General features: G+C 44.4%; 20 protein-coding genes and 5 pseudogenes. 3 read left to right on the forward strand and 22 right to left on the reverse strand.

What is annotated here, in order from left to right; translation table 11 throughout:
• Positions 1–142 precede the first annotated feature (142 nt).
• The 6 genes and pseudogenes from traA to VQ643_RS10885 all read right to left on the reverse strand — a co-directional run bounded on the left by traA (position 143) and on the right by VQ643_RS10885 (position 4,214).
• Positions 143–529: a TraA family conjugative transfer protein gene (gene traA / locus VQ643_RS10860; protein WP_414199797.1), complete on the reverse strand. Its 387-nt coding sequence runs from the start codon at positions 527–529 to the stop codon at positions 143–145.
• The gene (locus tag VQ643_RS10865; protein ID WP_414199798.1) at positions 526–1,098 is read right to left on the reverse strand and encodes a TraV family lipoprotein; all 573 of its coding nucleotides are present in this window, start codon (positions 1,096–1,098) and stop codon (positions 526–528) included. Before VQ643_RS10865 ends, traA begins: the two co-directional genes overlap by 4 nt.
• Positions 1,099–1,172: 74 nt before the next feature.
• Positions 1,173–2,478, reverse strand: a pseudogene (locus VQ643_RS10870) (TraB/VirB10 family protein).
• A 2-nt stretch (positions 2,479–2,480) separates the two neighbouring features.
• Positions 2,481–3,380, reverse strand: a pseudogene (locus tag VQ643_RS10875) (type-F conjugative transfer system secretin TraK).
• Entirely contained in the window at positions 3,361–3,987 is a 627-nt protein-coding gene (locus VQ643_RS10880; protein ID WP_414199800.1) for a TraE/TraK family type IV conjugative transfer system protein, read from the reverse strand. Before VQ643_RS10880 ends, VQ643_RS10875 begins: the two are co-directional and overlap by 20 nt.
• Positions 3,984–4,214, reverse strand: a complete 231-nt coding sequence (locus tag VQ643_RS10885) for a type IV conjugative transfer system protein TraL (RefSeq protein WP_414199801.1) — start codon at positions 4,212–4,214, stop codon at positions 3,984–3,986. Before VQ643_RS10885 ends, VQ643_RS10880 begins: the two co-directional genes overlap by 4 nt.
• A gap of 174 nt (positions 4,215–4,388) precedes the next feature.
• Here VQ643_RS10885 and VQ643_RS10890 point away from each other — a divergent pair, with 174 nt between their 5' ends.
• Together VQ643_RS10890 and VQ643_RS10895 are read left to right on the forward strand one after the other, a co-directional pair.
• Positions 4,389–4,712, forward strand: coding sequence for a type II toxin-antitoxin system RelE/ParE family toxin (locus VQ643_RS10890; protein ID WP_414199802.1), 324 nt, complete (start codon positions 4,389–4,391; stop codon positions 4,710–4,712).
• On the forward strand, positions 4,709–4,987 hold the full coding sequence (locus tag VQ643_RS10895) for a helix-turn-helix domain-containing protein (RefSeq protein WP_000058216.1): 279 nt from the start codon (positions 4,709–4,711) through the stop codon (positions 4,985–4,987). Before VQ643_RS10890 ends, VQ643_RS10895 begins: the two co-directional genes overlap by 4 nt.
• Positions 4,988–5,012: 25 nt before the next feature.
• Here the strand turns inward: VQ643_RS10895 and VQ643_RS10900 are convergent.
• A pseudogene (locus tag VQ643_RS10900) lies at positions 5,013–5,429 on the reverse strand (DUF4400 domain-containing protein); the annotation flags it as partial.
• Positions 5,430–5,491: 62 nt separating this feature from the next.
• Here VQ643_RS10900 and VQ643_RS10905 point away from each other — a divergent pair.
• A pseudogene (locus tag VQ643_RS10905) lies at positions 5,492–6,645 on the forward strand (IS3 family transposase).
• Positions 6,646–7,242: 597 nt separating this feature from the next.
• Here the strand turns inward: VQ643_RS10905 and VQ643_RS10910 are convergent.
• The 15 genes and pseudogenes from VQ643_RS10910 to VQ643_RS10980 form a co-directional block, all read right to left on the reverse strand.
• Positions 7,243–10,359: an HsdR family type I site-specific deoxyribonuclease gene (locus VQ643_RS10910; protein WP_414199803.1), complete on the reverse strand. Its 3,117-nt coding sequence runs from the start codon at positions 10,357–10,359 to the stop codon at positions 7,243–7,245.
• Between the two features lie 4 nt (positions 10,360–10,363).
• Positions 10,364–11,395, reverse strand: a complete 1,032-nt coding sequence (locus VQ643_RS10915; protein WP_414199804.1) for a virulence RhuM family protein — start codon at positions 11,393–11,395, stop codon at positions 10,364–10,366.
• 118 nt (positions 11,396–11,513) lie between these two features.
• Positions 11,514–12,746, reverse strand: a complete 1,233-nt coding sequence (locus tag VQ643_RS10920; protein WP_414199805.1) for a restriction endonuclease subunit S — start codon at positions 12,744–12,746, stop codon at positions 11,514–11,516.
• Positions 12,743–14,302 (reverse strand): type I restriction-modification system subunit M, encoded by a 1,560-nt coding sequence (locus tag VQ643_RS10925; protein WP_414199806.1) that lies wholly within the window; start codon positions 14,300–14,302, stop codon positions 12,743–12,745. The genes VQ643_RS10920 and VQ643_RS10925 overlap by 4 nt, the downstream gene beginning before the upstream one ends.
• Positions 14,303–14,373: 71 nt before the next feature.
• Complete coding sequence (locus VQ643_RS10930) at positions 14,374–15,297, reverse strand: WYL domain-containing protein (RefSeq protein WP_414199807.1); 924 nt, start codon at positions 15,295–15,297, stop codon at positions 14,374–14,376.
• Between the two features lie 317 nt (positions 15,298–15,614).
• The gene (locus VQ643_RS10935) at positions 15,615–15,914 is read right to left on the reverse strand and encodes a hypothetical protein (RefSeq protein WP_414199808.1); all 300 of its coding nucleotides are present in this window, start codon (positions 15,912–15,914) and stop codon (positions 15,615–15,617) included.
• A gap of 199 nt (positions 15,915–16,113) precedes the next feature.
• A pseudogene (locus VQ643_RS10940) lies at positions 16,114–16,284 on the reverse strand (DNA polymerase III subunit epsilon); the annotation flags it as partial.
• Between the two features lie 88 nt (positions 16,285–16,372).
• A complete protein-coding gene (locus VQ643_RS10945; RefSeq protein ID WP_414199809.1) occupies positions 16,373–17,587 on the reverse strand; it encodes a type II toxin-antitoxin system HipA family toxin in 1,215 nt (404 codons plus the stop codon).
• Positions 17,580–17,891, reverse strand: coding sequence for a helix-turn-helix domain-containing protein (locus VQ643_RS10950; RefSeq protein WP_414199810.1), 312 nt, complete (start codon positions 17,889–17,891; stop codon positions 17,580–17,582). The genes VQ643_RS10945 and VQ643_RS10950 overlap by 8 nt, the downstream gene beginning before the upstream one ends.
• A gap of 663 nt (positions 17,892–18,554) precedes the next feature.
• Complete coding sequence (locus tag VQ643_RS10955) at positions 18,555–19,871, reverse strand: NADPH cytochrome P450 oxidoreductase family protein (protein WP_414199812.1); 1,317 nt, start codon at positions 19,869–19,871, stop codon at positions 18,555–18,557.
• Between the two features lies 1 nt (position 19,872).
• On the reverse strand, positions 19,873–20,766 hold the full coding sequence (locus tag VQ643_RS10960) for a DUF4198 domain-containing protein (RefSeq protein WP_414199814.1): 894 nt from the start codon (positions 20,764–20,766) through the stop codon (positions 19,873–19,875).
• An 8-nt stretch (positions 20,767–20,774) separates the two neighbouring features.
• Positions 20,775–21,290 (reverse strand): DUF2271 domain-containing protein, encoded by a 516-nt coding sequence (locus VQ643_RS10965; protein ID WP_414199815.1) that lies wholly within the window; start codon positions 21,288–21,290, stop codon positions 20,775–20,777.
• 13 nt (positions 21,291–21,303) lie between these two features.
• On the reverse strand, positions 21,304–21,891 hold the full coding sequence (locus VQ643_RS10970) for a PepSY-associated TM helix domain-containing protein (protein WP_414199816.1): 588 nt from the start codon (positions 21,889–21,891) through the stop codon (positions 21,304–21,306).
• Positions 21,892–22,050: 159 nt separating this feature from the next.
• Positions 22,051–24,180 carry a TonB-dependent receptor domain-containing protein gene (locus VQ643_RS10975; protein WP_414199817.1) on the reverse strand — a complete coding sequence of 710 codons (2,130 nt, stop codon included), beginning with the start codon at positions 24,178–24,180 and terminating at the stop codon, positions 22,051–22,053.
• An 87-nt stretch (positions 24,181–24,267) separates the two neighbouring features.
• Entirely contained in the window at positions 24,268–24,981 is a 714-nt protein-coding gene (locus VQ643_RS10980) for an SIMPL domain-containing protein (RefSeq protein ID WP_414199818.1), read from the reverse strand.
• Positions 24,982–25,060: the final 79 nt, after the last annotated feature.

Genomic DNA, 25,060 nt, shown 5'->3' on the forward strand with positions numbered 1-25,060 from the left:
TGTTAATATACCAAATACTGTAAACCAAACCCGCTAATGCGGCGTTGTTGAAATGAAAAGGTCTACACAACATCACCAATAACCCGATGCTGTATAGACCTAGTTTGATTACCCTAAGTGAACTGCCTACTATGGCTCACATTCAGGTGCCCAGTAAAACGGCGCTGATTGCTGGAACTGTTGTGCCAATGACTTCTTGAGTGCTAGCAACAACAGGTAAGGTTGCAGACATAACACTTTCAACGACGGTTGGTGTATTGTAGAGACCCATACCGCCACCAATGCCCAAGGCAAAAGCCATCAAGCTTTGGCGAGCGATACCGTCCACAATACCCACCAGAACCATGGCTCCCGCTACGATCCGTCCCAAAGTACCTTGGGTCCAATCTTTTAGGGTATCCCACACATCGGTGAAAGCATCACCACCGGTGCCCGCAAATGAGGGCTCCGAAATTATTAACGCCATCAAACCAAGCGCACCAATGGTCATTAGGCGCTGAGTTTGAATGCTGCGAACTGCATTTGTCATTCGTTAGTTTCTCCGTAGATACTCAAGTTATCGCGCTTAACATCAGCTCCCGCTGAGGTTGAATCGCTTTGAGTCTGAAGTGGACGTAGCACTGGCGAAACCATTCGAGGTGCTGACACCCCTATATCCCACCGGCGCGGTTCAATTTCGGTAAACACGTAGCTGGATAAATTCAGATCCCCACGGTCATCCTCCCAAGGCGCAATCCAAATTCTCATCACCCTTGAGGGAATGCGAATAGGTGCAGATTGCTGCGTCTCGGGTAAGGCTGGATGGCTCAGCAGTCCTGTCTCTAAATCAGATTGTGAATACCCAGAGGGAGAACCAATTCGAGTCGCCACAGCATCAATCGTCTTGGGTGTAGCGCCATTACTGGTAAGCTCATAGACTTCACAAGCGGATAAACAGCGCACACCGTCAGGCATACCTGGGCATCCATATTCACTTCTCCCAAGACCCAATGAACTACAGCCAGACAATAAGGTTGAGCCGACTGCCAATAAAAGTAATCCAGCTTTAGACCACTGTTTTGACTGGTGCTTTGGGTTGTTCTGCATTGATGTCGTCATGGTTAACTCTCCTCTGGATACACATCTTATTGTCTGAAACGGACTTCGATCGGTTAGCAACATGCAGGATTTTTTCATCTTCTTGCACCTACCCCTTGTGAAGTGGCCAATGACAACGAGGCCCCAAGAGTGACTATGACTTCAATTTTCCTTGCAGCGTCTACCGCCTATGACTGGGAACATATTTTCAGCCATGTCCAAATAGAACTTGGCCACGCGATCCAATGCTTTACCTGTGCCTTTAATCGCAGCGCCTTGTAATGCTTCTTGGCTCATGACTTGCTGGTACAGCTGAGTATCACCGGCATTACCCGTCTGAATCGTTGGTACAGGATTCACATCAAATGCGCCAGCCAAGCCCTGAAGGAATCCGGCCATCATCGATTTGGCCACCAGCTGGCCTTGTTTCGACACTAATCGGCCACGAATACCGGCTTTGCCGTCTTCACCCACGGCATAAGAATCCAGTCGCGTTTCAATGATGCCACCATCTTCTCTCACACATGAAATGGTCTCGCCTCGCAAATAAGCACGCTCAGAGCTCAAATCACCGTAACCTGCGGCGATCAAGAAACACTCTTTGATATCCGCTCTAAATCGGTTGGGTAAGATGGCTTCCTTTTGAATCCTCAGCAATGCAGGAAAAGGTTCGCGTCTTGCGGACTCGTGAGTAGGTGCATCCAAACCTGTGATCAAAGTACCTGAGATGATGCTGCCTGCCGGTAAATACAAAGGCGACGCTTCTTGCACAACAACCTCTGGTTCAGCAACCTCTGGTTCAGCAACCACTTCAGGCTCAATCATACGAATCGTGATTGGCGGCAATGGAACATCCCGTGCTCGTGAACCTTGGCCACTGGCTGGCTGCTGATAGAGCGGATCTGGCAGCGGCGCATTGGCAAAATAGTCGTCTGGGTTAGACGGCAGTGGCTTTTCGTCTTTAGGCAATTCCATGGCAGATAAAGGCACTTCAAAACGGCTATTTGTGCCTTCAACTGCTGCATCACCTCCAGCGCGAACATCATTAAGTTCCGCTCGAAGGCGAACCAACTCCGCATTGACCTCACTTGGTATAGAAGGCGAACCTGGGCTTAGCCGTCCTGAATCGACGTCACGACGCAAGCGCTCAACTTCACGACGTAACTGTTCATTGCGCTCACTGAGTAGTTTTACGTTCGCAGCCAAACTATCGACCCCAACATCACGAGTATTGGTATCCGTAAGAATGTGCCGGATCGTTTCCTGCCGGTTCCGACTGTTCGCGCCATCGTCAGGATTAGGTGAAAACACCATCACCATAAGGATGAGACCACCCGCAATACCGGCAACCGATAGGCCCCGCTTCATGTTCGGGCTCATTTGCTCCCATTGTGCTTTCATCGTTATTCACCTCCTACAAGAAGCGAAGGTCGCTGACTTTCCACCGCTTCTTCACGATGATTGCGAACAACCACATACAACTCAGTCTTTTCGCCCGGCAACAAGATATTGCGAGACCAGTAGGCGCTTGCCACTATATCTGGTGCATTGCAGGCTATTTCACTGGCTTCTATAGGCTCATCGGCAAAGCTTTCAACCAGTCCTACATAGACGGTGAAGTAATGTCCTGTCACAATTTGCCCCTGTTTAAAACCAAACTTTAAGCCAGGCTGAAAACATTTCGGGCTTGTGTCAGTTTGGCCAGCTAAACGGATGTCATAGCCTTGTGGTAACTCATTTAGTGCAAGGCGTCTGAGTAAGTCTCGTAAGCTATCGACGTATGGCTGAGCTGTTTCCCAAGTGGCGGCTTTTCGGTTCACGACGCCCTTAATAGGCTACTGCTGACCATCAATAGCTAAGGTGACTTCACGCTGTGGAATACGACGAGGTACTAAGGTGACAGATAACGCGGGCGCTTCCTGACCAGGCGGAGTGATGTAAAGTGAAACCGGTGATTCTTTGTCCGTGGCCACATATACAACATTCCCCTTGATTTGCGTCTGAGCATCACTGGTTGTTCTCACCTGAGGCGATTCAAACGGCGTCACAATCCGATTCAGATGCTCAAGCGCTACAGGGATCAGTTCATTAACCCCCGGTGTCATCAGTAACGTTGTTGGCACATCCGTTGAAACCGTATTGCTTTGAACAGGTGGATTTGCTGTAGCAGACTGCTTCATCACACTGGCTGGCACAATCGGCAATTCCACGTCTGCATACGACGCTTGAGATAACAGGACGCCACTCAAGCTGATTGCGATTAAGCTTGGTGTCATCCATCGACTAATTTTGGTTCGCATCATTCACCCTCCGGTTTTGCTCTTGGGTCAACTTTTCACGAACGCGCTTCGTTCTAGCTTGCCCCTCGTACGTATCCATCCAACTGAGCTTTGGACGGTATTGCTCAATATCGATGTCAAACTCATAGGTGCGAGTTTGGCGCTGCTCATCGCCAGATGGCCCAGAAACCAAGGAATAACCGGTCACAAAGACATGGCCGGTTTCATACTCATATTCCACTTGTCTGGGTTGGAATTTGAGCGTGACTCGGTCTTCGCGGATTTGTCTTGCCTGAATCTCCAGTGCATCGACCACTTGCTGATACACCGCTGGAGAAAGTAGCGGCTCAATGGCAACCTGGATGAAAGACACATTACCCGGCGTCACGTTGCCCATAAGCTCAGCCAAGTAGAGCCCCCAGGATTCCAGATAAGGCTGAGTAGCCTGGTTTCGTGACACTTCAGCCGTTTCAGACAAGGTTGGCGGTTGAATGGCTACCACGGTATTGCGATAAAATGCCGCAACCGCAAGCAGCAAGTTAGATAGCACCAGCACCGCAATCAGGAACCGTTGCCATCGGTTCTCTAATTGCGTGCCTTGCCATGATTTTAAAAACACGTCGAAATTCACGGCAGATAGCTCCTGATAAATGGGTTAGGGATCGTCTTGGCTTTGGTTGGCAACAGTCCGGCCCAGTAGATGGCGTGAAGAATAAAACCATCTGGGCGGCCATCACGAAAACGCCGATAGAGCTTGGTTGTCACCAACCCCAACAGAATGGGAGCCATCTCATCGGCACTCCAAAGCAGGAAGTGCGGCGGGGCATCGATATAGGATGGAATACTCACAGGTTCCATAGTCACTCCTCGTTGTTTGAATTGAGAAGTGAAGAATGCCCCGATCAGGGCTGTGGTCAGGTAGATATCGAATTCTTGAAGGTTTTGAGGGTTCTACTCAGACAAGACGGTTAAGTTCTAGACAAACCGCGCAACCAGAGTTATCATTTATGATAACCTAGGTTAAGGATACCCATGAGCTGGAAGATCGACTTTTACGATGGCGTTGAGGATCAGATCCTCGATATGCCACCCAAAATACAAGCTCGCATGATTAAGCTTTTAGAGCTGATGGAAAAGCATGGTGCAAACTTGGGGCCTCCTCATACTGAGTCTATGGGCGATGGGTTATTTGAAATCCGCGCCAAAGCTCAAGAAGGTATTGGTAGAGGCTTATTTTGCTACTTAAATGGGAAGCACATTTATGTGTTACACGCTTTTGTAAAAAAATCTCAAAAGACGCCCAAAAATGAGCTTAATCTTGCCAGAGATAGACAAAAAGAGGTTCAAAAATCATGAGTCTGCAAAAACTGAAACAACGTGCTTTAGCCAATGCTGAAGTTAAGAATGAGTACGATAAGCTCGAGAGTGAGTTCAGCTTTATTGACCAATTGCTTACCATGAGAACAAAGGCGGGGCTTACTCAAGAACAGGTTGCTGAAAGAATGCATACCCAAAAAAGTAACGTCAGTCGTTTAGAAAAAGGTAATGCCAATCCAAGTTGGTCAACTCTACTAAAATATGCTCACGCATGTGGCTTTGAACTAACACTCAAGCCACAAAAAATGAGTTAACGACATTTATGAGGCCTAACTGGCCTCATATCTTCTTCTGCAAGTGACTTAACGCCAACCCCGCCATCAACGCCAAGCCGATGATCATCGACGGTAGTACCACCGGTGGAATAGCCAGCGGGGCGAACAATCCCATAAACAGCAAAATGACGCCTGAGCCCAGGATAATCATGCTGTAGCGGTGAATGATAGGGCTCGAAAAATCAAAGGTTGTCTTCTTAATTTTCCAGGTCATCAAGCCGTCCCACAGCGCCGGTAACATGAGAATAAGCGCAAAGGACAACCAGACCATCAGCAACGCAAATCGAGTGAACACCTGGTACAACACATCAAAAAATGCCTGAATACGGTCTTCTACCCAGACAAACCAAAAGCCTCCCATGTTCTCCATCCCTTTAGAACGAAGTCGCTGTTCTTCAGTGGGGATTAGAAAATCACTGATAAGGCCTGACTAACCCCGACACTTTTTATGGTAAAAAGATGAACAACCATAAGGGGTTAAACATGAGCAAAGGCTACCGTTATTCAGATGAGTTTAAGCAAGAAGCAGTCAACCAAGTGCCCCTCCATGGTTATGCTGTTGTAGACGTTGCTAAGCGCTTAGGCATCAGTGATAAGACGCTGTACAACTGGATTAAGATCTTTTCCAAACCGGTTAAAAAACGACTGGAAGATAATGATTTACAGGCTGAGATCGCCCGTTTAAAGCGCGAACTGAAGCGTGTTGAGCAAGAGCGCAACATCTTAAAGGAGGCCGCCGTGTTCTTTGCCAGCGAGTCAAAGAACGGTACGCGTTCATAAAATCTCGTTGCCACCGTTATCCTGTGCGCCTACTTTGCAAGGTGATGCGTGTTCATCACAGCAGCTATTACGCTTGGGTTAAAACGCCAGAGAGCAAGCGTTACAAGGATGATCAACGCTTACTGCCTTTGGTTAAACACTATTGGCTGGCAAGTGGTGGACACTATGGCTATCGCAATATCCATCTTGATCTTGCTGAGGCTGGTGTCAAATGTGGGCGCGATCGAATACTCAGATTAATGAGATTGGCGCAGGTTTGTGCGCAACGCGGCTATAAAAGACCTAAAGGTTACTATAGTGGTAAGCCTGATATCACAGCACCAAACACGCTCGACCGTGCTTTTAATGTGTCTGCACCTAACCAGTGGTAGGTCAGCGATATCACCTATATTCATACCCAGGAAGGCTTCTTGTTCTTGGCTGTAGTCATGGACTTGTTCGCACGCAGCATTGTTGGCTGGTCGATGTCTGAGCGGATGACTGACACTCTGGTTCAAGATGCTTTAATGGCTGCTTACTGGCGTCGTAAGCCCGGAGGCACTGTGCGGCTGCATTCGGATCAAGGCTCTCAATACAGCAGCCGTGATTTTAGGAAGTTGCTCCGCTCACTTGATATGGAAGCTAGCATGAGCCGCAGAGGCAATTGTTGGGATAATGCAGTTGCTGAAAGTTTCTTTGGCAACCTTAAAAAAGAAACAATACGCCGCCATCAATACAAAACACGGGAAGAAGCAAGGCGGGCTATACTTCATTACATTGAGATGTTTTACAATCCAAAACGCAGGCACACGCATAATCAGCGGGTGTCACCAATGAACTATGAAAAACAGTATTTTATGAATCAAAAAAGTGTCTGAGAAAGTCAGGCCTTATCACATTACGTTAAATTCCCAGTAGGTAGAGCGTATACAATCAAGATGGTTTAATTCCACGCTATTTTATGGCGCTTTGCGCCGAAAATTGGACGTTTTGTAAACTAAATAATGATACCAGTGTTTTGATAAGGCTGATTTTCTGAACATATCAGGCATCTTTCTGAGCATTAACAAGTGATGAATCAGGCGATGATAGCTTTACATTGATTTTCAGGAGAATACAGATGACAGCAGTAGCCCATCGAGTAACTCCTTTTCTACGTTTTACGAAGTGCTGGCGAAGAACATCGCTGCCTCTGACCTTTTCTTTAAGATGTTGCGCTCTTGTTCAACACGCTTAAGTTCGCGCTTTAAACGGGCGATTGCAGTTTATCAATATGCTCTTCCAAGCGTTTAACCCGCTTAGAAGAGCTTTTAATCCAGTTGTACAGCCTCTTATCACTGATGCCTAAGTGCGTAGCAGCATCTACTTCCATCTCTTTAATTTACCTTCCACGTAGCAGACAACTAACCTAGCCTTCAATAAAACGTTCATGCTTGCACTATATAGCTTTACGCCTGCTCACCACGGAATGACACCTATATCTGCCCGCCTACACCTTTGTATTTTTCAACAAAAGCGGCAATTTTCTGAAAAACCGTTTGTTTCTGGGTACGGTACTGTGGATTCAATGGGCTGAGCTTCGGTAATGCTTCATTAAGCGCAGTACCATTTTCAGAGGCATACTCTCGCTTAAGTGATGAGGCAATATAGCGTTTGGCAGCTTCTTCGTTTAGCTTTTCAGAGGCAATAATAGCATCGGCTTCACGCTTCTGTTCGGCCTGAGCGAACTTGAAGAAAGCATCGATAATGCTGGCTTTATCACTGATCTCATCAAGGTTTGTCTGGTTAATAAAATCAACCACTAAGCTCTCTTTCGCTCTATTACCAAGACTACTGCGGATCATACGGCGAACTTCTTCAATCAAACCTTCTTTACTCTTGTTCTTCTTATTGTGATCAAAAATTAGTTCAAGAATGTAATCGAGGTTGATTTCTTGAGATTTAAGCAAATCAATTTCAAAGACCACATCGTCCCAGTCTACCGTTGATTTATCTTTATCCTGGCCTTCTTTATTGCGTCGTAACCAGTCGCGGGTATCGTTGTAGGTAGAGCGATAATCTTGGATAGCACGCTCGCTAGGCATGTCGATGGTTTGCATTGCCTCGATATCAGCATCGTTCAGATAGTACTTTAACTTGAACGCCTCGACAGCTTGTTCATCACTGGTATCCAAGCTTTGCAACGCTTTTAAACCAGCAAACTCATCATAGTTTTGTAAAATATTTTCTGCTTTTAGGTATTCACCAAAAAGCTTAGCAAATTCTTTTTTATCTTGTTCTTTTTCAATGTTTTCTGGGTTCGGAAAGCGTTCTTGCAGCTCTTTAACGATATCAACAAAACCTCGACGCGCTTGGCCAGTAACAATATCGTTAAAACCTTCCATGTATTCTTTGTAGCTCTTCTCCAACACCACATTTTTGGTGTTTTTGTCACCAAACAGGGTTATAGCATCAATGGTTGCCTGTTCCAAATCACGGAAGGTAACAATATTGCCAAAGGTCTTCGTTGCATCATAAATGCGGTTAGTGCGAGAAAACGCCTGCATTAAACCGTGATAGCGCAAATTCTTATCAACAAACAAGGTATTGAGCGTAGGCGCATCAAAGCCGGTTAAAAACATACCCACCACAATGAGCAGATCTACTTCTTGTTTCTTAACACGCTGGGCAAGGTCACGATAGTAATTTTGAAAGCCATTACTATCCACACCGTAGTTAGATTTAAACATGGCGTTGTAATCAGTAATTGCGGCGCTTAAAAATTCTTTCGCGCTGCTGTTCATGGCACTGACTTCAAAGCTCTCATCTAAAATATCACCGATGGCATCCTGCTCTTCGTTGGCAGCAAATGAAAAGATAGTCGCAATGCGCAAAGGTTTACTTGTAGGACCCTTTTCAGTCTCAGCCTGCAATGTTTTAAAGGTTTCATAATACGCTTTAGCAGCATCAACACTACTTACCGCAAACATCGCATTAAACCCTTTGGCACCAGAATAGGCTCGATGCGTTTTCTGGTTAAAATGGCTCAGAATGTACTGTGAAATTTCACGGATCCGCATCGGATGTAAAAACGCTTGTTTGGTTTCAAAGGCGCTGAGTTTCTTATCATCTTGCTCAGTTTCAATGCTCTTAAATTGTGGGCGAACATCGTTATAGTCCACTTTGAATTTAAGTACTTTTTCATCACGAATGGCATCGGTTATTACATAAGTATGCAACTGCTGACCGAATACGCTGCCCGTGGTTTCAGCACCCAAGGCGTTTTCTGGGAAAATTGGCGTACCAGTAAAGCCAAACTGGTAGTACTTTTTGAATTTGTTCTTCAGATTTTTCTGCGCTTCACCGAACTGGCTTCGATGGCACTCATCAAAAATAAAGACAACTTGCTTGTTGTATATAGCTAAATCGCTTTCGCTTTTTATTAAGTTATTGAGCTTTTGAATTGTGGTAACGATAATCTTGTTATCGTCTTTATCTAGGTTACTCTTAAGCCCTGCGGTACTGTCTGAACCGTTCACACTATCAGGCGAGAAACGCTGATACTCTTTCATGGTTTGATAGTCGAGGTCTTTTCTGTCCACCACAAAAAAGACTTTATCTATAAATTCTAATTCCGTGGCTAACCGTGCCGCTTTAAAGCTGGTGAGTGTTTTACCTGAACCTGTGGTGTGCCAAATGAACCCACCGCTTTCGGCGTTACTCCAATTCTTAGCGTTAAAGGCACTCTTTATCTTCCATAGAATGCGCTCGGTGGCAGCAATCTGGTAAGGGCGCATCACGAGCAAGGTATTGCTGACATCAAATACCGAGTACCGCAAGATCACTTCAAGCAATGTCTCTTTTTTAAAAAAAGTGGCGGTAAAGTCTTTTAAATCCTTAATCAGCGTATTGTCTGATTTCGCCCAGTTCATCGTGAAGTCAAAACTGTTCTTGTCGCGCTTAGTGGTATTGGCAAAATAGCGCGTGTCGGTGCCATTAGAGATCACAAACAGCTGTAAGAACTTGTACAACGAGTTCTCTGCATTAAAGCTCTCTTTGCTGTAACGATGTATTTGGTTAAATGCCTCGCGGATCGCCACACCACGTTTTTTCAGTTCAATTTGCACCAAAGGCAAACCATTGACCAAAGTCGTCACATCGTAACGGTTGGCATGGCTTCCACTTTGTTCAAACTGCTTAATGACCTGCACTTTGTTGCGCGCAATGATCTTCTTGTCGAATAGGTAAACATTTTCGATATGACCATCATCAAAAACAAAATCGAAGATATAATCACTGTGCACCTTACGGGTTTTGTCGAGAAGATTGTCGCTTGGTGTATTCAGGTATTGCTCGCAAAAACGAACCCACTCGGCATCGCTAAACTCAATCTTATTGAGGGCTTGTAGCTGTTTGCGCACATTCACCAACATGGCGTCTGGCGTGGTTAGCGCAGGTAGATACTCATAACCTTGGTTGCTTAGATCCTGAATCAGCTCGCGTTCTAAATCACCTTCACTTTGATAGCCCTCAGCAATTTGGTCTTGCCGTGTATATCTGTCTAAAACAATAAAATTATTGGATTCTGCAATACTTTTGTAGGAGGTGGTCATTTATCTAGTCCTTTTTCTTTCTACCATCATTGAGCAACTTTTTTATTTCACGATCAAAGTCAGACTCGATCTTTTGCTGTTTGTTAAATTGCTCATATTCGGCATGAGCTTTTTGCTCAGCAACCTTGCGTGAAACACTGCCATAACCTTCAAGTACCTGATACTCATTAAAGGCCAAAAACTTATTGACGCTTTCGGCGAACGCCTCCATGGTAAAGGTGTTTCTGCGTTCAATAATGCCTTCAATGTAATCAAAAAAGGCCGAAACGGCACGTTCAAGTTTTTTAATCTCGTCTTCACTGAGGTAGTTTTTGGCAACAGTGGTATCCGATTTTAATACACGACCTGAAGGGGCGTTTTTGTACGTCGTCATACCCATTAATGGCTGGTTGGCGTCAGCTTTCAATGCGATGATTTCCGCTGCGGTGTAGCCTGTAATAGCAAAGTGAAATTTGTCTTGCACATGAGCATAAAACAGGCGCGTGGTTTCTGATTTAGGATCGTAATCAATACTGCATTCAGCAAAGATATCGGTGATTTGCTGATAAATACGTCGCTCGCTAGCACGTATCGAACGGACGCGTTCCAGCAGCTCTTTAAAGTAATCTTTACCAAAGAAGCGGCCGTTTTTTAGGCGTTCATCATCCATGGCAAAGCCTTTGATGATGTAGTCCTTAATCAACTGAGTCGCCCAAATACGAAACTGCGTCGCCTGTGCTGAATTCACTCGGTAGCCTACTGAAATCACCGCATCTAGGTTGTAGTACTCCAGCTTGCGTTTAACTTCGCGTTTGCCTTCTGGTTGAACTGTTTCCAAAATGGAAATAGTTGCCTCACGTTGTAGTTCACCCGAATCGTAAATATTATCCAAGTGCTTTGAAATGGCAGGCACCCCCACACCAAACAGCTGTGCAATGCGTTTTTGCGTTAGCCAAATGGTTTCACCACTGAGTAATACTTCGACTTTCACATCACCATTAGGCGCGGTATAAAGTAAGAACTCTGAGGTTTGGTCTTGTGGGCTGAGGTTAGGCATTCGCTTCTCCTTACAGTTTAAAGCCGTCGTTTCTTAAAAAATGCACAACTAAAAATCAACGGCACTTTTTTGTCGGACGCTTGCAACAGCGCTGCTATTTCTGTTAGCGTTTTACTCATTAAGCCGCCTCATCTGATTTCGGAAAGCTTAACAACAGGTCACGATAATACTCGTATTGCTTTTGGCGGAGTTCTATTTCGCGGGGCAGACCTTCTTGCAGCGAAGTTGTTAACGTGTCGAATTTATCCAATATCGCTACAATTCGCGCCTGCTCAGCCAATGATTTCTCAGGATCGTTTGCGTAAGGAACAGGTAACCTAAAGTTCTTGATGATTGTTGAATTAAGATCGCCTCTTGCACCTTGTCCTAGAGCTTTTATGTTTTCGTAATTGAAGCTAACCCAATGAAATACGTATCGGTATAGGGCTTTTTTATCGTCGATTTCCAAACATCCACAGTGCTGATTTGTAGTTAGAGGAATCTTATTAATTGCTGTTCTTCCGGCAGTTGCTCCAGAAATGGCAATAATCACGCAATTTTCTGGAATCCATTTGGCTGATGAATTTTTCAATGCAGCAGGCGTTATAAATACCTCAGTCTCAGATACGTCAGAAAATTTTACTTCCTGAGTTCTCAACCAAGGAATATTGCCCCCTTCGTAGAATTCAGGCTTTCCAGCAGTAGGTGTACCACCTGAGTACCATTTTTTTGTGACATCACCTAGGGTCATCCATTCAAAATCACCTTCTTCAAAACTTAGCAACTGGTCGCGGTAGTAGTTGTATTGTTTTTTCCGCATGTTAAGCTCGGCGGTCAGCTCGGCGGTCAGCTCGGCGGTCATGGCGGTAAATGCGTCCAGAATGCGCACAATTTCAGCTTGTATTGCCAGCGACTTTTCTGGGTTATTTGGACAAGGGATGGGGATTTTTTTAGCGCAGTAATTACTAATCCATTGCCGTTTATGATCACCGTCAATCAAGTCACTCGGTAGCGTATTCATCCAATAATATACGTACTTCAGCATGAATTTAGACTCATCACTAGATTTAATCATTTTCATTGCTGAGGATTTAGCTTTAAAGTCGAAATCAACCCATTTATTAGCAGTAGTGAAGTCATCAAAAATTATTACAGGATCTTCTGAAGCTCGATTTATCCCGCCTATTTCGTCCGTATAACCTAGAATAAAAGTCTTGCCCGCAGTTAATACAGGAGTCTCAAACGAATCATCATAGTTTTTCGTTTTTACAAGATATTTTGTAGGTTGTTCGTATTGTGTTACATCCCCTAAATCCTTCCACTCAACCTCAACCCCATCCAGCAGTTTCTCTAAATAGTTCAACTGACTCATTCTTCCATCTCCTCACCTTCAATTTCCGCTACAATGGCGTCAATATCACTGCGAAGCTGGTCGATTTTAGCAACGGTCGTTTTAAGTTCGGCATTAAGCTCGGTAATGTCCACTAACTCGCGGTTGTCTTTCGCTTCCACATAACTACTTACCGAAAGGTTATAGCTGTTGTCTGCGATAACATCCAAATCAACGGATTTAGCAAAATGCTCTACATTCTCTTTGCTAGCAAACACCTGCATGATGTCTTCAATGTGTTGCTCAGTCAGCACGTTGTTATTGGTTTCTTTTTTAAATAGACCGCTGGCATCAATAAACTGGGTGGTGGTGTCGGTTTTGTGCTTAGATAACACTAAAATATTGACGGCAATGGTGGTACCAAAGAACAGGTTAGGTGCTAATGAAATCACGGTTTCAACATAGTTGTTATCAACTAGGTATTGGCGAATTTTTTGCTCAGCACCGCCACGGTAAAAAATACCGGGAAAACAAACAATGGCTGCACGGCCTTTGCTTGATAAGTAACTCAGCGCATGAAGCACAAAGGCAAAGTCGGCTTTAGATTTAGGCGCAAGCACGCCTGCGGGTGCAAAGCGGTCGTCGTTGATTAAGGTAGGGTCATCACTGCCAATCCACTTCACCGAATAAGGCGGATTAGAGACAATCGCATCAAAGGGTTTGTCGTCTAAAAAGTGCGGTTCGATTAAGGTATCACCCAGCTGAATATTAAACTTGTCGTAGTTAATGTTATGCAAAAACATGTTCATACGCGCCAAGTTGTAAGTGGTGTGATTAAGCTCTTGGCCAAAGAAACCATCTTCAATGATATGCGCATCAAAGTGCTTTTTGGCTTGTAACAGCAAAGAGCCCGAACCGGCCGCAGGGTCATAGATTTTATTAACACTGGTCTGGCCGTGCAGGGCGAGCTGTGCGATGAGTTTTGAAACGTGTTGAGGGGTGAAAAATTCGCCACCGGATTTACCCGCATTGGCGGCATAGTTAGAAATCAGGAACTCGTAAGCGTCACCAAATAAATCAATTTGGTTGTCTTCAAAATTGCCGAAGGTTAAACCTGCCACGCCTTTTAACACAGCTGCCAAACGCTTGTTTTTTGCCTCTACTGTATTACCCAGACGATTGCTGGTGGTATCAAAATCGGCAAACAAACCTTTAATGTCTTTTTCTGAATCATAGCCATTGGCAGAATCTTCAATGGCCGCAAAAATAGCGGCCAAATCCGTATTTAAATTTTCGTTTTTATGTGCATTGGCTGCCACATTGCTGAACAACTGGCTAGGGTAAAGAAAATAGCCTTTCTCTTTAATAGCATTTTCTTTAGCAGACTTGATATTTTCATCATCGTTAGACATGGCCGCATAATTAACGCTCTTATCACCGCCTGTAATGTAATTGACAAAGTTCTCACTGATAAAGCGGTAAAACAGCGTACCTAGTACATATTGCTTAAAGTCCCAGCCATCCACTGAGCCACGCACATCGTTGGCAATCGCCCATATTTGGCGTTGAAGTTCGGCTCGTTGTTGTAAACTTGTCATCTGCTAATTCCTGCTTTTAATTCGTCATAATTCGTTTATGGGGTGCGCGGTTGTTCCACTGTCGTTGAACATCACTCGTCAACCCCAGGGGCTAAATTCAAATTGGCTACCCCGTAAAGTGTCGGGGTATTCTTTAACCAAAGCTGATATTCAGGGCCTTGAAGGCTGTGTGCTTTGGAGCAATCAACATTCCAAAGCCGAAGTAAATAGCCTGCCGTTGCCGCTCTAATTTCTACCTTTAGAACGCCACCCGTCATGCCATAATCCAGTTCAATGGCTTCGCTGTGCTCTATGCTTGGGTGCGGTACTAACTCAAGTTCTACAAACCGATTCCATTGGCGGTCTTTGGTTTCGAGCTCCGTTTCAGACAAAGTCGAATCCTCAATCACAACCGCTGCTTTAATGCGGGTCAGCACAAAGTCACGGAACTCGCTATGCTTGCGGTCAAAACCACGAACATGCCAACGCAGGCCATTATCCACCAGTGTATGCGGCACAATTTCACGCGTGGTTTCACCGCTCGATAACGACACATAGGTGATACGCAAGGCTTTTTCTTTATGTATGGCCTCGGTGATCTTGGCCACTATAGATAGACTCGGTTTGTTGAGGTGGTAAGGTGCTTCACAAGCTAGTGGTGGCTTTACCTTGCCAGTAAAGCCATCGCCGTACCCTTGGCTAATGGTTGCCAGCGTTCTCACAACGTCATAGTCGAACAAGGGTTCAAAAGCTTCACCACGCTTATGTAATTTGAGCTTTTGGTCATACTCAATATTATCTGGCGCAAGCTCGCGGTACATTGAGAAGTCCTTGGTGGCCTGTGCAGCGGCTATGCTGAAACGATCGACTAAATCCGCCCGCACCGCTTCCCCCTTAAACAATAAGGTGAAATCAATGTGGGCAATGCGATCCCTTGTTGCTTGTGGCAAATGCGTGATCTGCGAAAGCCTAGCTGGCTTAGTTACTAGCCTTTGTTTCAGGCCATCATTTGTCATGCGTCTTGTTCATCCAATTCAACCAGTTTCTTAAAACTCTGTTTATAAAGTACGGTCAGACATCGCGTAATCACATTGAATAGTGTCACTCAATGCTACTCTTTATCCGCAATGACTTAGCAATCTCTACCGGTTGAAGCTGGACAGATGTACATAAAACACTGAATAGGCTTCAACCTAATTAATTTTATTAGGTAACATCCTATCACAAATTATTTTGTAGGGAAGGCTAAGCGGCAACTTTTTGATCTGGATTGCAATTGCCGCTCAGGTATAGACTTGAAGACCTTGTTTTGTGCCAATGCTGATAGCCGCTATCAATGCGCTACCCGAACCAATGGCACCACGATGTTACCGCGATGAGATACCCCTTTGTCCGTCTCTGTAGACATCAGGACTCGTTGCTCACTCTCCCGAATGCGCCTAGCAACTTCTGCCTGGGCTGGTAGCAATGGCAGCATCACTTCAGCAATCGCGTCTGGAGCAGACTCTTGGCCACAGGACATCAAGTGCTTCCATGGATCTTTAAGAAAGCGCTCGAACGTGATGCCAAATTCAATGATGCGGGCAGAGACGAATATTTCGCCCCAGTATTCAATGTAGGTGTCTTGGTACATGGAAAGATTCCTCTTGTTGGTTTTATACCCTGCCTACTTGCAGCCGCAGCGGTGTTACCTGCATTCGCTCACCCCAATCACATAGAAGACCTATGCTCATGGGGATTCGCTCACTTGCCGCCTAGCTGCAACACCAAGTAGTTTGGGTATAACGTAAGTTCACTTTCCATTTTCCAGAGGTTTTCAAATATGCAAGAGGCTATGACAAAGCTTTAAATCGATTGCGGGCATCTTTGTAGTCATAGTGGGCATGTTCTGAGCCACGATGGTACAAATCATCCAGGTAAGTTTGTTCCTGCGGCAACTCGTCTTCGCTGATGTCGCGCCACCAATGTTTGTTGGCACCTTTAACACCGTCATGCCAACGGTAATACTAAACGTCCAATTTGCGGCGCAAAGCGCCATAAAATAGCGTGGAATTAAACCATCTTGATTGTACGCTTCTACCTACTGGGAATTTAACGTAATGGTATGCTTTGTAAGTGCGTTTCTATGGCTTCAATCACTGATTTTGTAAGGGGTAAGTGTGCTTTTTCTTTCGTCCATACTTCATGGAAGCCAGCTACAGTGTGCTTTGCGGTATCTAACACCAATTTTTCTGGCAACATGGCTTTAGCGGCTAAGTGTGATAGCTCATCCAGCGTGAAATCGCTGAATTTCTTGCTACGGCTAACCTTTAGCGAGGCACTGTCATCTGGGATATAAGGAATGGTTGAAACAAAGTCATAAGCAGGTGCAATAGACGCTGTACGCTTATCTTTATAGATCACAGACCAATTCTTCAAATGCATATCTGCATTTCCAATTAGCGTATTGAACACCAATCGACGAGTAAATTCTGCGATATCCTCGTCTTGGCCTTCAATGCCGATAACCTGAGCAATATTCCGCATACTGGCTTTTTTGTATTTATCTTGAGGATAAACGCCAAACACTTGCGCAAAGTCCTCAATGTGCACAGCTTGACCATCTGCACGGTCAAAACGCTTGATCACAAACGCACTGTCACCAAATTTGCCAATGCCATTTGGGATATTAGCAATCTGAGTAATAGGGAGGAGCTGCGTTTCTGGCACGTCCATGCCCAGCATTCGAGCCAGCTCCATCATCGAATATTCATTTTCTGGCACAGCTTCAAATTGAGACGACGGCAATTTTACAATCCAAGAACCACCTTGACCGGTTGCAGGAATCGTCAAACCGCCATTTGCCTGCTGCACAGCTGAAAACTTCAATTGCACCCCAGCCAATGAAAAACGCATTGCTGCTTCAACGTTCGTTTTATCATCAATGTCGTGATGCACATTAGGTGGTAAGGCTTCACCATCTGCTGGTTCAACCCTGATCGCACCTGCTAAATCCTGGCCTAGTACCCACAATAGAAAAAACTCCCGTGCTGGATTAACGCCAGCACGCTCTGCCAGATAATTTCGCATAGTTTCTTCCGGCAAAAGGTTAGAGAAAAACGGAGTTAATTTGGTTTGGGTCGGTTTAAAGTTAGTCAGTAAGCCACCCAGTGCATCTTTAAAACCAAGCCCTAACACAGGGCGCGACTCATCATGAATATAGGAATCCACAAAGGCAAAAAGTGTTCTGTCATTGCCCACATTGGTGATCGTTGCTATGGGTTCGCCATAGAGCAACACGTTGAGCGTAGAAACATGATTAGTCATTGTCGTCTTCCTCTAACTGATATGCAGGCGACATTGCCTCAGCTTCGTCGATGCTCCCTTGGCAGCTTCGAATGATCGACGTAATAGCTGGTACAGATTTTTTGGGTGCGACAAATAACTCTAGGTCGAGTACACGGGCAAGTGCAATTAAACTGGACATTCTTAAATCAACGCCGCCAGACTCAATTTTTGATATATGGCTTTGAGGCACACCCGAACGCGCGCTGAGCTCTCTTTGACTAAAACCTTTACGTAGCCGAGCTTTTCGAAGGCTTTCTAGTATCTGCTCTGTTACATAGCTCATGTTGATATACCTTGATGCATCACCAAAGAAGAATTATATATTAAAACATATCACTTCAACTAAAAGAACACAAATATGATTAGTTATTATATATCAAAATCTATGATTTGATACATAATTACAGATTAGTAGACAGAGATATTGGTCATCGAAAAAAGAGCGATACGCTAGCTGATAATCGCGAACAGAGGCATTCCGCCCATTAGGTGCTTTTGTCGCTCAGGCCTTATAAAGTAAGGGCTACAGAAGAGCTCGCGTCAAATAGCCGAAGGATAAGCGTAATAAAGAAGAGGTTTGTACACACTTTTTGAGTGTTACGCTTGGATATCATTGAAAAGCAAAAAAACGAGAAAAAGACAAAAACGCTAAATTCAGTATGTAGAAAAGTAATTGTGGTGTGCAATGAAAGGTGGTTTTAAGCGTTGAAGGGCTGGGCGGCGTCAGGGTGAGAAATAATAGCGAAGGTGCGGTGTTTCGCGACTTCAGCAGCTAGTTTGCTCATGCTGATTGCGCCTCAAGATAATGACTTTAAAAATTTGGCGCTGATTATAGCGGCTGATTACTCAAGGCTAAATGTTTAAAGTCGGAAACTCAGTAATTTTCATGATTTATGCTGTTTATTCGTTATTAACCAGCCCAGTAACATGGGTATTTACTCCAGCTTTAATATAAATCGCGTTTGTAACGTCCTTGTTCTAAGAGTTGTTCAAGGTAATGGCTGCCAAGAATATCGATAAGTGCGGTATGTACGCCTTCGCCCATTCCATTGAGGCGGCCGCAGACATAGATGCTGGCGTTCTCAGCCGCCCATTGTTTAACTTGTGCGGCCTTGTTATAGAGTAAATCTTGTACATATTGTGCTGATTGGCCATCGCGTGAATAGGCAAGGTCAACTTGGAATAAAGGATTGTGCTGCTGCCAAGTGTTTAGTTCATCTTGCAATATGCAATCATGAATAGCGCTACGTTCACCAAATAGCAGCCAGCTTTTGCCAGTGCTGGCACGTTCCTGTAAGTGCCCACGTAACCCAGCAATACCACTGCCAGCGCCAATAAAAATGGCGGGGTTATGCTGTTCAGTTGCATGGAAGTTATTGTTGCTACGCAGTTGCACCTGAAGTTCGCTGTTAATGGTTAGTGCTTGGGTTAGCCAAGAGGAACAAAGCCCGTTACCGTAATCTGGATGCCGTTCTAGTCGCACAATAATCTGTAAAGGCTGATGAGCTGCACTGGCAATGGAGTAGTCGCGCATTTTATATTGACTATCATTAAATGGCGTTATTTGCAGTATATCGCCTGCTTGCCAGTTGAGCTCAGACTCAAAAGTCAATAAGTAGAGTTGTGGGCTGGCGCTGTTGGGGTTGAGTGATTCTCGTTGCATCAAGCGAATCTTGTGAGTCTGTTTTGTAGTTTCTATAGCAGGTGGTGCAAGTGATAAAGCTTGGCCGAGGTGCTTATGCCATTGGGTTAGTTCATTGTGATTTAGCCTATCTAGGCAGTGTAAAGGGAATAAGGGCTGAGCTTGTAGCCGCTCTAACTGTATGGCTAGCTGTTTGCCGAAAGCACAAAAGTGTGGATAAGTGGAATCCCCTAAGGCCAAAATAACGTATTGAGTATCCAGTGGAGCAGTGTGTTTTTGCAGTTGCTTGAAGAAGCTGCGAGCATGATCAGGAGCTTCGCCATCGCCATACGTGCTAACAATAAAAATTATAGATTGCTGTTGCAGTTGGCTTACCCTTAATTGGTTTAAGGTACAGCACTGTGCGTTGAGCCCTGAGCTCTGTAAGTAAGAGCAGCTTTGCTCAGCCAGTCGCTGAGCATTGCCACTTTGACTAGCATAAGCCACAAGCCAATCCACTTGGCTGACCACTGGCTTAGCTTGTCGCTTATAGCGTGCGAAATACCACCAGCAAACCCACCCATAGATGAGGACGAGTGTGGTAGCTATGAGTAGGCGGCTAGGGTCTTGCACGAGGTCCATGTTAAGGTGCCTGGACTTCTAAGGTCAGGCTATAACTAGCGCTGCGCTTAGTTGCAGGGTTGCCAGCTGCTTTAAAATCGCTACTGTAATTAGCGCCTAACCAATACATGCCAGCATGAGGCCAATTAACCGTTATTTGTCCTTTAGCATCAGTGGTCAGCTCGATTTCTTCAGGCTGATCACGGTAACGGTTACCATCAGGAATAATAGTTACTTTTACATTTTTAGCGGGTTTCCCATCCAGCAGAAAACCAAAGGTGCTAGCTTCGTTGGCTACTAGATCATTAGGGTGGGTAACAGGTACTAGCTCTAGTCCTTGTTTGCTTGGCGTAAATACCTTGTCAGTCGGGTTGCCAGCAGTAACATAGGTTTCTGTACGGCCGTTGTACTGGGTTACTTGTAGCTTAGAGACACCTTTTGGAATAGCGGTTTTAAATTCTTCTAAGCTGCCACTCCAGCGTTTTTTTTCGCCGTTTTCTTCAAAACTAGCGAATAGGCTGTTGCCGGAAATGCCAATTTTCCAGGTGCCTTTTTGATTTAACTGCACATCAAAGGTGGTGCGATAGCGCCCTGTATTGCCATACCAAGCTTTGGCTGTTTGGTTATCTGGCGTGAAAATTTGCAGTTCGGCACGTTTGCGGGCTGGTGCTTTGGCCTCTGGTAATTTGCCATCTTTATTAGGAATAACTAATGGCTCACCAATACCTTCAAGCTGTAGCGGGAAGTGGTCGAAATAGAAAAGCTCATTGGCAACGGCAGCATCTACTGTTACCCAAGCATCATCGCCCGATAGTACAGTGGCTGAAGGTAGCATCCAAACGCGGTGTGCTTGTGCGCTTAAGGGGAGCGTCATTGCTAAGGCAAGTGCTGCCCATTTTAATGATTTAGCTTTCATAAACATCCTTATGGTTTAACTTGCAGGACAATGGCACCGAGTTCAGTTGAACCTTGCGCCGTTTCGGTATGCTCAGCCTGAGGCGGCCAAGTAAATGGAATTTTGATCAGCTCACGGCCGCCCACTTCGCGAGCGGCTTCCACAAGTAGCTGGTAGTCGCCTGCGGGCAACTTGCTTAATACAGGGTTTTGCGAATCAAAGCTCAGTTGATGTTTGCCTACTGCTCGAGTGGCACTGCTGACACCGTCAATAGGAAAGCTGAGCGTGCGCCCACTACGGCGCCACCATTGGCGCATGTCTTTAAGCCACTTCTCGCCTTCATTATTCTTCATTTTTAGGTCATACCAAACGGCTAAATCAGCCACATGCTGGTTGCCTTGCTCAATCCAAAGCGCCACATAAGGGCGATGATATTCGGCTACATCTAAACGTGGAATTTCAATTTCCACATTAAGTTGAGCCGCTTGGGCAACCATAGGTAAACACAAACTGGCGAAACATAAAGCAAAGGATTTCTTTAACATGGTAATGTCCAATTTAGTGAATAAATAACAACATAATTAAGAGGGGAAGCAGAAAACCCAGTAGGGTGAGAGGCCATGTACTTAGGCGCGTATTAGCTTGACGAACTAATAACCAAAAGCCAGTAATGCTAAAAATCACACAAATAGCAGCAAAGACATCAATAAACCAAAACCACCAAATGCCTGTGTTACGGCCTTTATGCAGGTCATTAAAATAAGCAATCCAGCCACGATCTGTCGATTCGTATAAGACATCGCCTGTTTGTAGGTCCAAACTTAACCAGGCATCGCCACCTGGTTTGGGCATGGCGATATAAAGTTCATCTTCTGTCCATTGAGCAGAACTTGAATTGGCAGTAATACCTATTTCAGTTTGAATCCACTGATTTAAGTCTGTAGGTAAGCCATGCTTAGGTGGAGCTTGTTGTAGGTTCTTTAATAAATCTGGAGGGAATACAGCTTCTATACTGACCACACGGGCTTGCGTTTTAATATCGGTGGCATGGTTTAAGGTGATGCCTGTAATGGCAAATAGCAGCATGCCAGCTAGGCATAGTGCTGAGCTAATCCAATGCCATTGACGAAGAGAAGCAAAAGACATGAAAGGCCTTATGTAATATTTGATAGCACTCTAAAGTGTTGCAAATGCTAATTATTATCAAATATTAAGTAAAGTCTATTTGACTAATTTACTCAAGATTTACAGAGTATTATGCAAAAAGATAAACAGAGGGAAGATATTCCCTCTGTTTGTTAGGGCTTAAAACGTATAAGTAGCAGATAACCATAAACGACGGCGCTCTTGGCTATTGTTGTACTGATTGTCGTAAGCAATAGCTCCATCTGCATTTGAAGTGTATGACTTGTATTTAATAAAGTTTTTATCTAAAAGGTTGTAGATAGTTGCATTGATAGCCAGATTATCGGTAGCTTGGTAGCTGCCTCCTAAATGGAATAGGGTATAGGCTTTATAATCGCCAAGGGCCTCATAAGCATAGTTATGCGAGGCGGCTGTGCGACGGAAGCGCTTACTACGATATTCTGCTTTTAACCATGTGGCTAGCTTATCTGTAGTTTGCCAGTTTAAAGAAGTGTTTAGCATATGTTTAGGTGTTCTTGAGAGAGGCCACCCTTTGTCAGCGCCACTTTTCTGTTCAGTTTTAGTGTAGGTATAGTTTGCTAATAAGCTCCAGTTAGGGGCAAATTGGTAACGACCAGCTAGCTCAATACCCTTTGTTGTTGCTTTATCTATATTAACTTCTTTGAAAAATGTTGGCGCAACTTTGTTATAACCTGGGCCAATATCAATACAATTGGCACTATTAATAACGCGGCAGTTATTTACAATAGTTTCGCCAATTTTGTCTTCAAATGAATTATGGAATACAGTGGCATTTGCATTAAAGTTAGATAGGTTATCAAAATAGACGCCTATTTCAGAGCTTATTGTGGTTTCTGGTTTTAAGTCAGGATTTCCCACCAAAGGTAGTCTACCTTGACGTCCAAAGCCGTTAATACCATCAGATAGCTGCTGTAGTTCAGGTGCTTTAAAACCTTTACTCGCACCGCCTTTTAAGGTCCACTGATCGTTAAGGTTCCACACTAGATAAGCGCGTGGGCTAATTTCAGTACCGAATTTGTCATGATGGTCAACGCGTCCTCCAAGCGTTAAAGCCATGCTAGGTATAAAGCGCCATTCATCTTCAATAAAGGCCGAGTAAATTCTGTGGCGGAAAGGTGAGGAGACCACACCATCTTCCATCTTCGCTTTATGAATTTGAGCTCCATGCGTTAAGTTATGATCACCAAGCTGGCTGAGAAGCTTGATATTAAAAATAGTATCTTCTTCCCTTAGTTTACGTTTGCCTAAAGGTATAATGCCTGGGGTTTTAATTAATGCTGGGTTAGTACGACCAAAGGTTTCTGTGTTGTTTTGCATTAAACTGGCTTCTAGAAGGCCAATGTTAAAGTTGCCTTCATAAAACACTGTATACTGATCACGTTCATAGCGTTGTTCTTTTGTATAGCCACCATCGCCTAAGGTACCGAGCTGACCTTTATGGTTATCGTAGGTCTGGCGATCTTGCCTTATCTCCAAGCCAAGCATCTGATCATCGGAAGGTGTAAATACTAATTTTGAACCAATATTGTATTTATCGGACTTAACGGGATTACGCCCCATGGCAGGCTGTACTATTTCGCCATTGACCTTACGATATTCAATTTCAGATTTATCGCGCTCAAAGTAATTACCAGACAATGTTAGCCCTAATTTGTCTTCAATAAGTGGGCCTGATAAATACGCATTAATTTGGCGACTATCACCAAACTCTCTTTTTTCCTGTAATGTGGTTTCGGCCGTAACGGCACCGCCCCATTCATTATTGATTTTCTTTGTGATGATATTAACCACACCACCCATGGCGTCAGAACCATAAAGGGTTGACATAGGACCACGGATAACTTCGATACGCTCAATTTGGGAAACAGGAGGAATAAAGCTCGTGGATGTTTCACCAAAGCCGTTAGGCGTCACATTACCTGCTACGTTTTGGCGTCGGCCATCAATTAGGATAAGTGTGTATTTTGGATCCATGCCACGAATGCTGATGTTAAGACCGCCTGTTTTTCCAGCGTTATCATTAACATCTACCCCTTCAATATCTGAAAGCGCATCAGCAATGCTGGTAACACGTTTGCGTTGAAGTTGTTCTTGGCTAATAACGGAAATGCTAGCAGGCGCATCGGTTATTTTTTGTTCAAAGCCTGCCGCGCTAACAACAACATTATTTAACTGAAGCGGGTCTTTAGAGCCAGTATTGGCCTGAGATGCAGCACTGAGTCCTAATACTGCAGTAGCTAACACTGAACGTTGGAAAAAGGTAAGCATTCGTAATCTCCTTTTGAATAAGAGTACGAATGCTAATGATTATCGTTAAATTTAAGAAATCTAATTAAATTAAATATGAGTTAAATATTAATTAATTTCGATAACGCCATCGGCTGACATGGTAACGGTGCCTGTACCACCAGCAACATTAGGTGCGCTGTCAAAGCTAGCCGATTTAGCGCGATACATAATAGGTACACCGCCACCAAAACCGTTACTGTTAAGGTTTAGGTTAACAATTTTATATTCTTTCCCGCCCATAGCTTTGGTCGCAATTTCAGCACGCTTTTTAAATGCTGTAATGGCTTCGGAAATCAGCTGATCTTCTGTCTTTTCACGAGTCGCTGGCGCAATGCTAAATTGCATAGAACCCATTTGTAAGCTTTTTAATAACTCACCAGTTAATTGGGAGAGTGCTGAAAAATCTTGGCTTTCCACAATAATTTCACCGCGCTCATTCCAAGCTGTAATTTCTGTAGCACTTTGCTTTAGGCTGCTTTCAGAAGTAAGTGGGTAGCTTGAACGTGATCCCATGCTCACTTTAACATTGGCTACTTTCTTGGCAGTATCTAAGGCTTTATTGAGCGTTTGGGTTATTTGGTTAGCGAGCTTAGCTGGATCGTTATCACGCGCTTCAATATAGAAAGTCACACGCATTAAATCATTGTTCACTTCTTGACTAGCTTCAGCACGTAAAGAAACTTGGTTATAGCTTTTTTCAGAAGCATGGGCTGGCATAACGGTAGCTAAAGCAGCTGCTAGGGCAGCCGCTAGAATTTTTGGAGAATGACTATCGGACATAGTTCTATCCTTAATAAGGTTTATTTAGATGAGATTAGCGGTTTTGCGGTTAGTTCATCAATATGACAAGTATTTACAG

This window comes from Pseudomonas sp. F1_0610, from assembly GCF_047470865.1.
GTDB lineage: Bacteria > Pseudomonadota > Gammaproteobacteria > Pseudomonadales > Pseudomonadaceae > JAZDRH01.

Bases quoted from the DNA above. Each gene is read 5' to 3' on its own strand.
- traA (WP_414199797.1), bottom strand. From the start codon at position 529: ATGACAAATGCAGTTCGCAGCATTCAAACTCAGCGCCTAATGACCATT.
- VQ643_RS10865 (WP_414199798.1), bottom strand. From the start codon at position 1,098: ATGACGACATCAATGCAGAACAACCCAAAGCACCAGTCAAAACAGTGG.
- VQ643_RS10885 (WP_414199801.1), bottom strand. From the start codon at position 4,214: ATGGAACCTGTGAGTATTCCATCCTATATCGATGCCCCGCCGCACTTC.
- VQ643_RS10890 (WP_414199802.1), top strand. From the start codon at position 4,389: ATGAGCTGGAAGATCGACTTTTACGATGGCGTTGAGGATCAGATCCTC.
- VQ643_RS10895 (WP_000058216.1), top strand. From the start codon at position 4,709: ATGAGTCTGCAAAAACTGAAACAACGTGCTTTAGCCAATGCTGAAGTT.
- VQ643_RS10910 (WP_414199803.1), bottom strand. From the start codon at position 10,359: ATGACCACCTCCTACAAAAGTATTGCAGAATCCAATAATTTTATTGTT.
- VQ643_RS10915 (WP_414199804.1), bottom strand. From the start codon at position 11,395: ATGCCTAACCTCAGCCCACAAGACCAAACCTCAGAGTTCTTACTTTAT.
- VQ643_RS10920 (WP_414199805.1), bottom strand. From the start codon at position 12,746: ATGAGTCAGTTGAACTATTTAGAGAAACTGCTGGATGGGGTTGAGGTT.
- VQ643_RS10925 (WP_414199806.1), bottom strand. From the start codon at position 14,302: ATGACAAGTTTACAACAACGAGCCGAACTTCAACGCCAAATATGGGCG.
- VQ643_RS10930 (WP_414199807.1), bottom strand. From the start codon at position 15,297: ATGACAAATGATGGCCTGAAACAAAGGCTAGTAACTAAGCCAGCTAGG.
- VQ643_RS10935 (WP_414199808.1), bottom strand. From the start codon at position 15,914: ATGTACCAAGACACCTACATTGAATACTGGGGCGAAATATTCGTCTCT.
- VQ643_RS10945 (WP_414199809.1), bottom strand. From the start codon at position 17,587: ATGACTAATCATGTTTCTACGCTCAACGTGTTGCTCTATGGCGAACCC.
- VQ643_RS10950 (WP_414199810.1), bottom strand. From the start codon at position 17,891: ATGAGCTATGTAACAGAGCAGATACTAGAAAGCCTTCGAAAAGCTCGG.
- VQ643_RS10955 (WP_414199812.1), bottom strand. From the start codon at position 19,871: ATGGACCTCGTGCAAGACCCTAGCCGCCTACTCATAGCTACCACACTC.
- VQ643_RS10960 (WP_414199814.1), bottom strand. From the start codon at position 20,766: ATGAAAGCTAAATCATTAAAATGGGCAGCACTTGCCTTAGCAATGACG.
- VQ643_RS10965 (WP_414199815.1), bottom strand. From the start codon at position 21,290: ATGTTAAAGAAATCCTTTGCTTTATGTTTCGCCAGTTTGTGTTTACCT.
- VQ643_RS10970 (WP_414199816.1), bottom strand. From the start codon at position 21,891: ATGTCTTTTGCTTCTCTTCGTCAATGGCATTGGATTAGCTCAGCACTA.
- VQ643_RS10975 (WP_414199817.1), bottom strand. From the start codon at position 24,180: ATGCTTACCTTTTTCCAACGTTCAGTGTTAGCTACTGCAGTATTAGGA.
- VQ643_RS10980 (WP_414199818.1), bottom strand. From the start codon at position 24,981: ATGTCCGATAGTCATTCTCCAAAAATTCTAGCGGCTGCCCTAGCAGCT.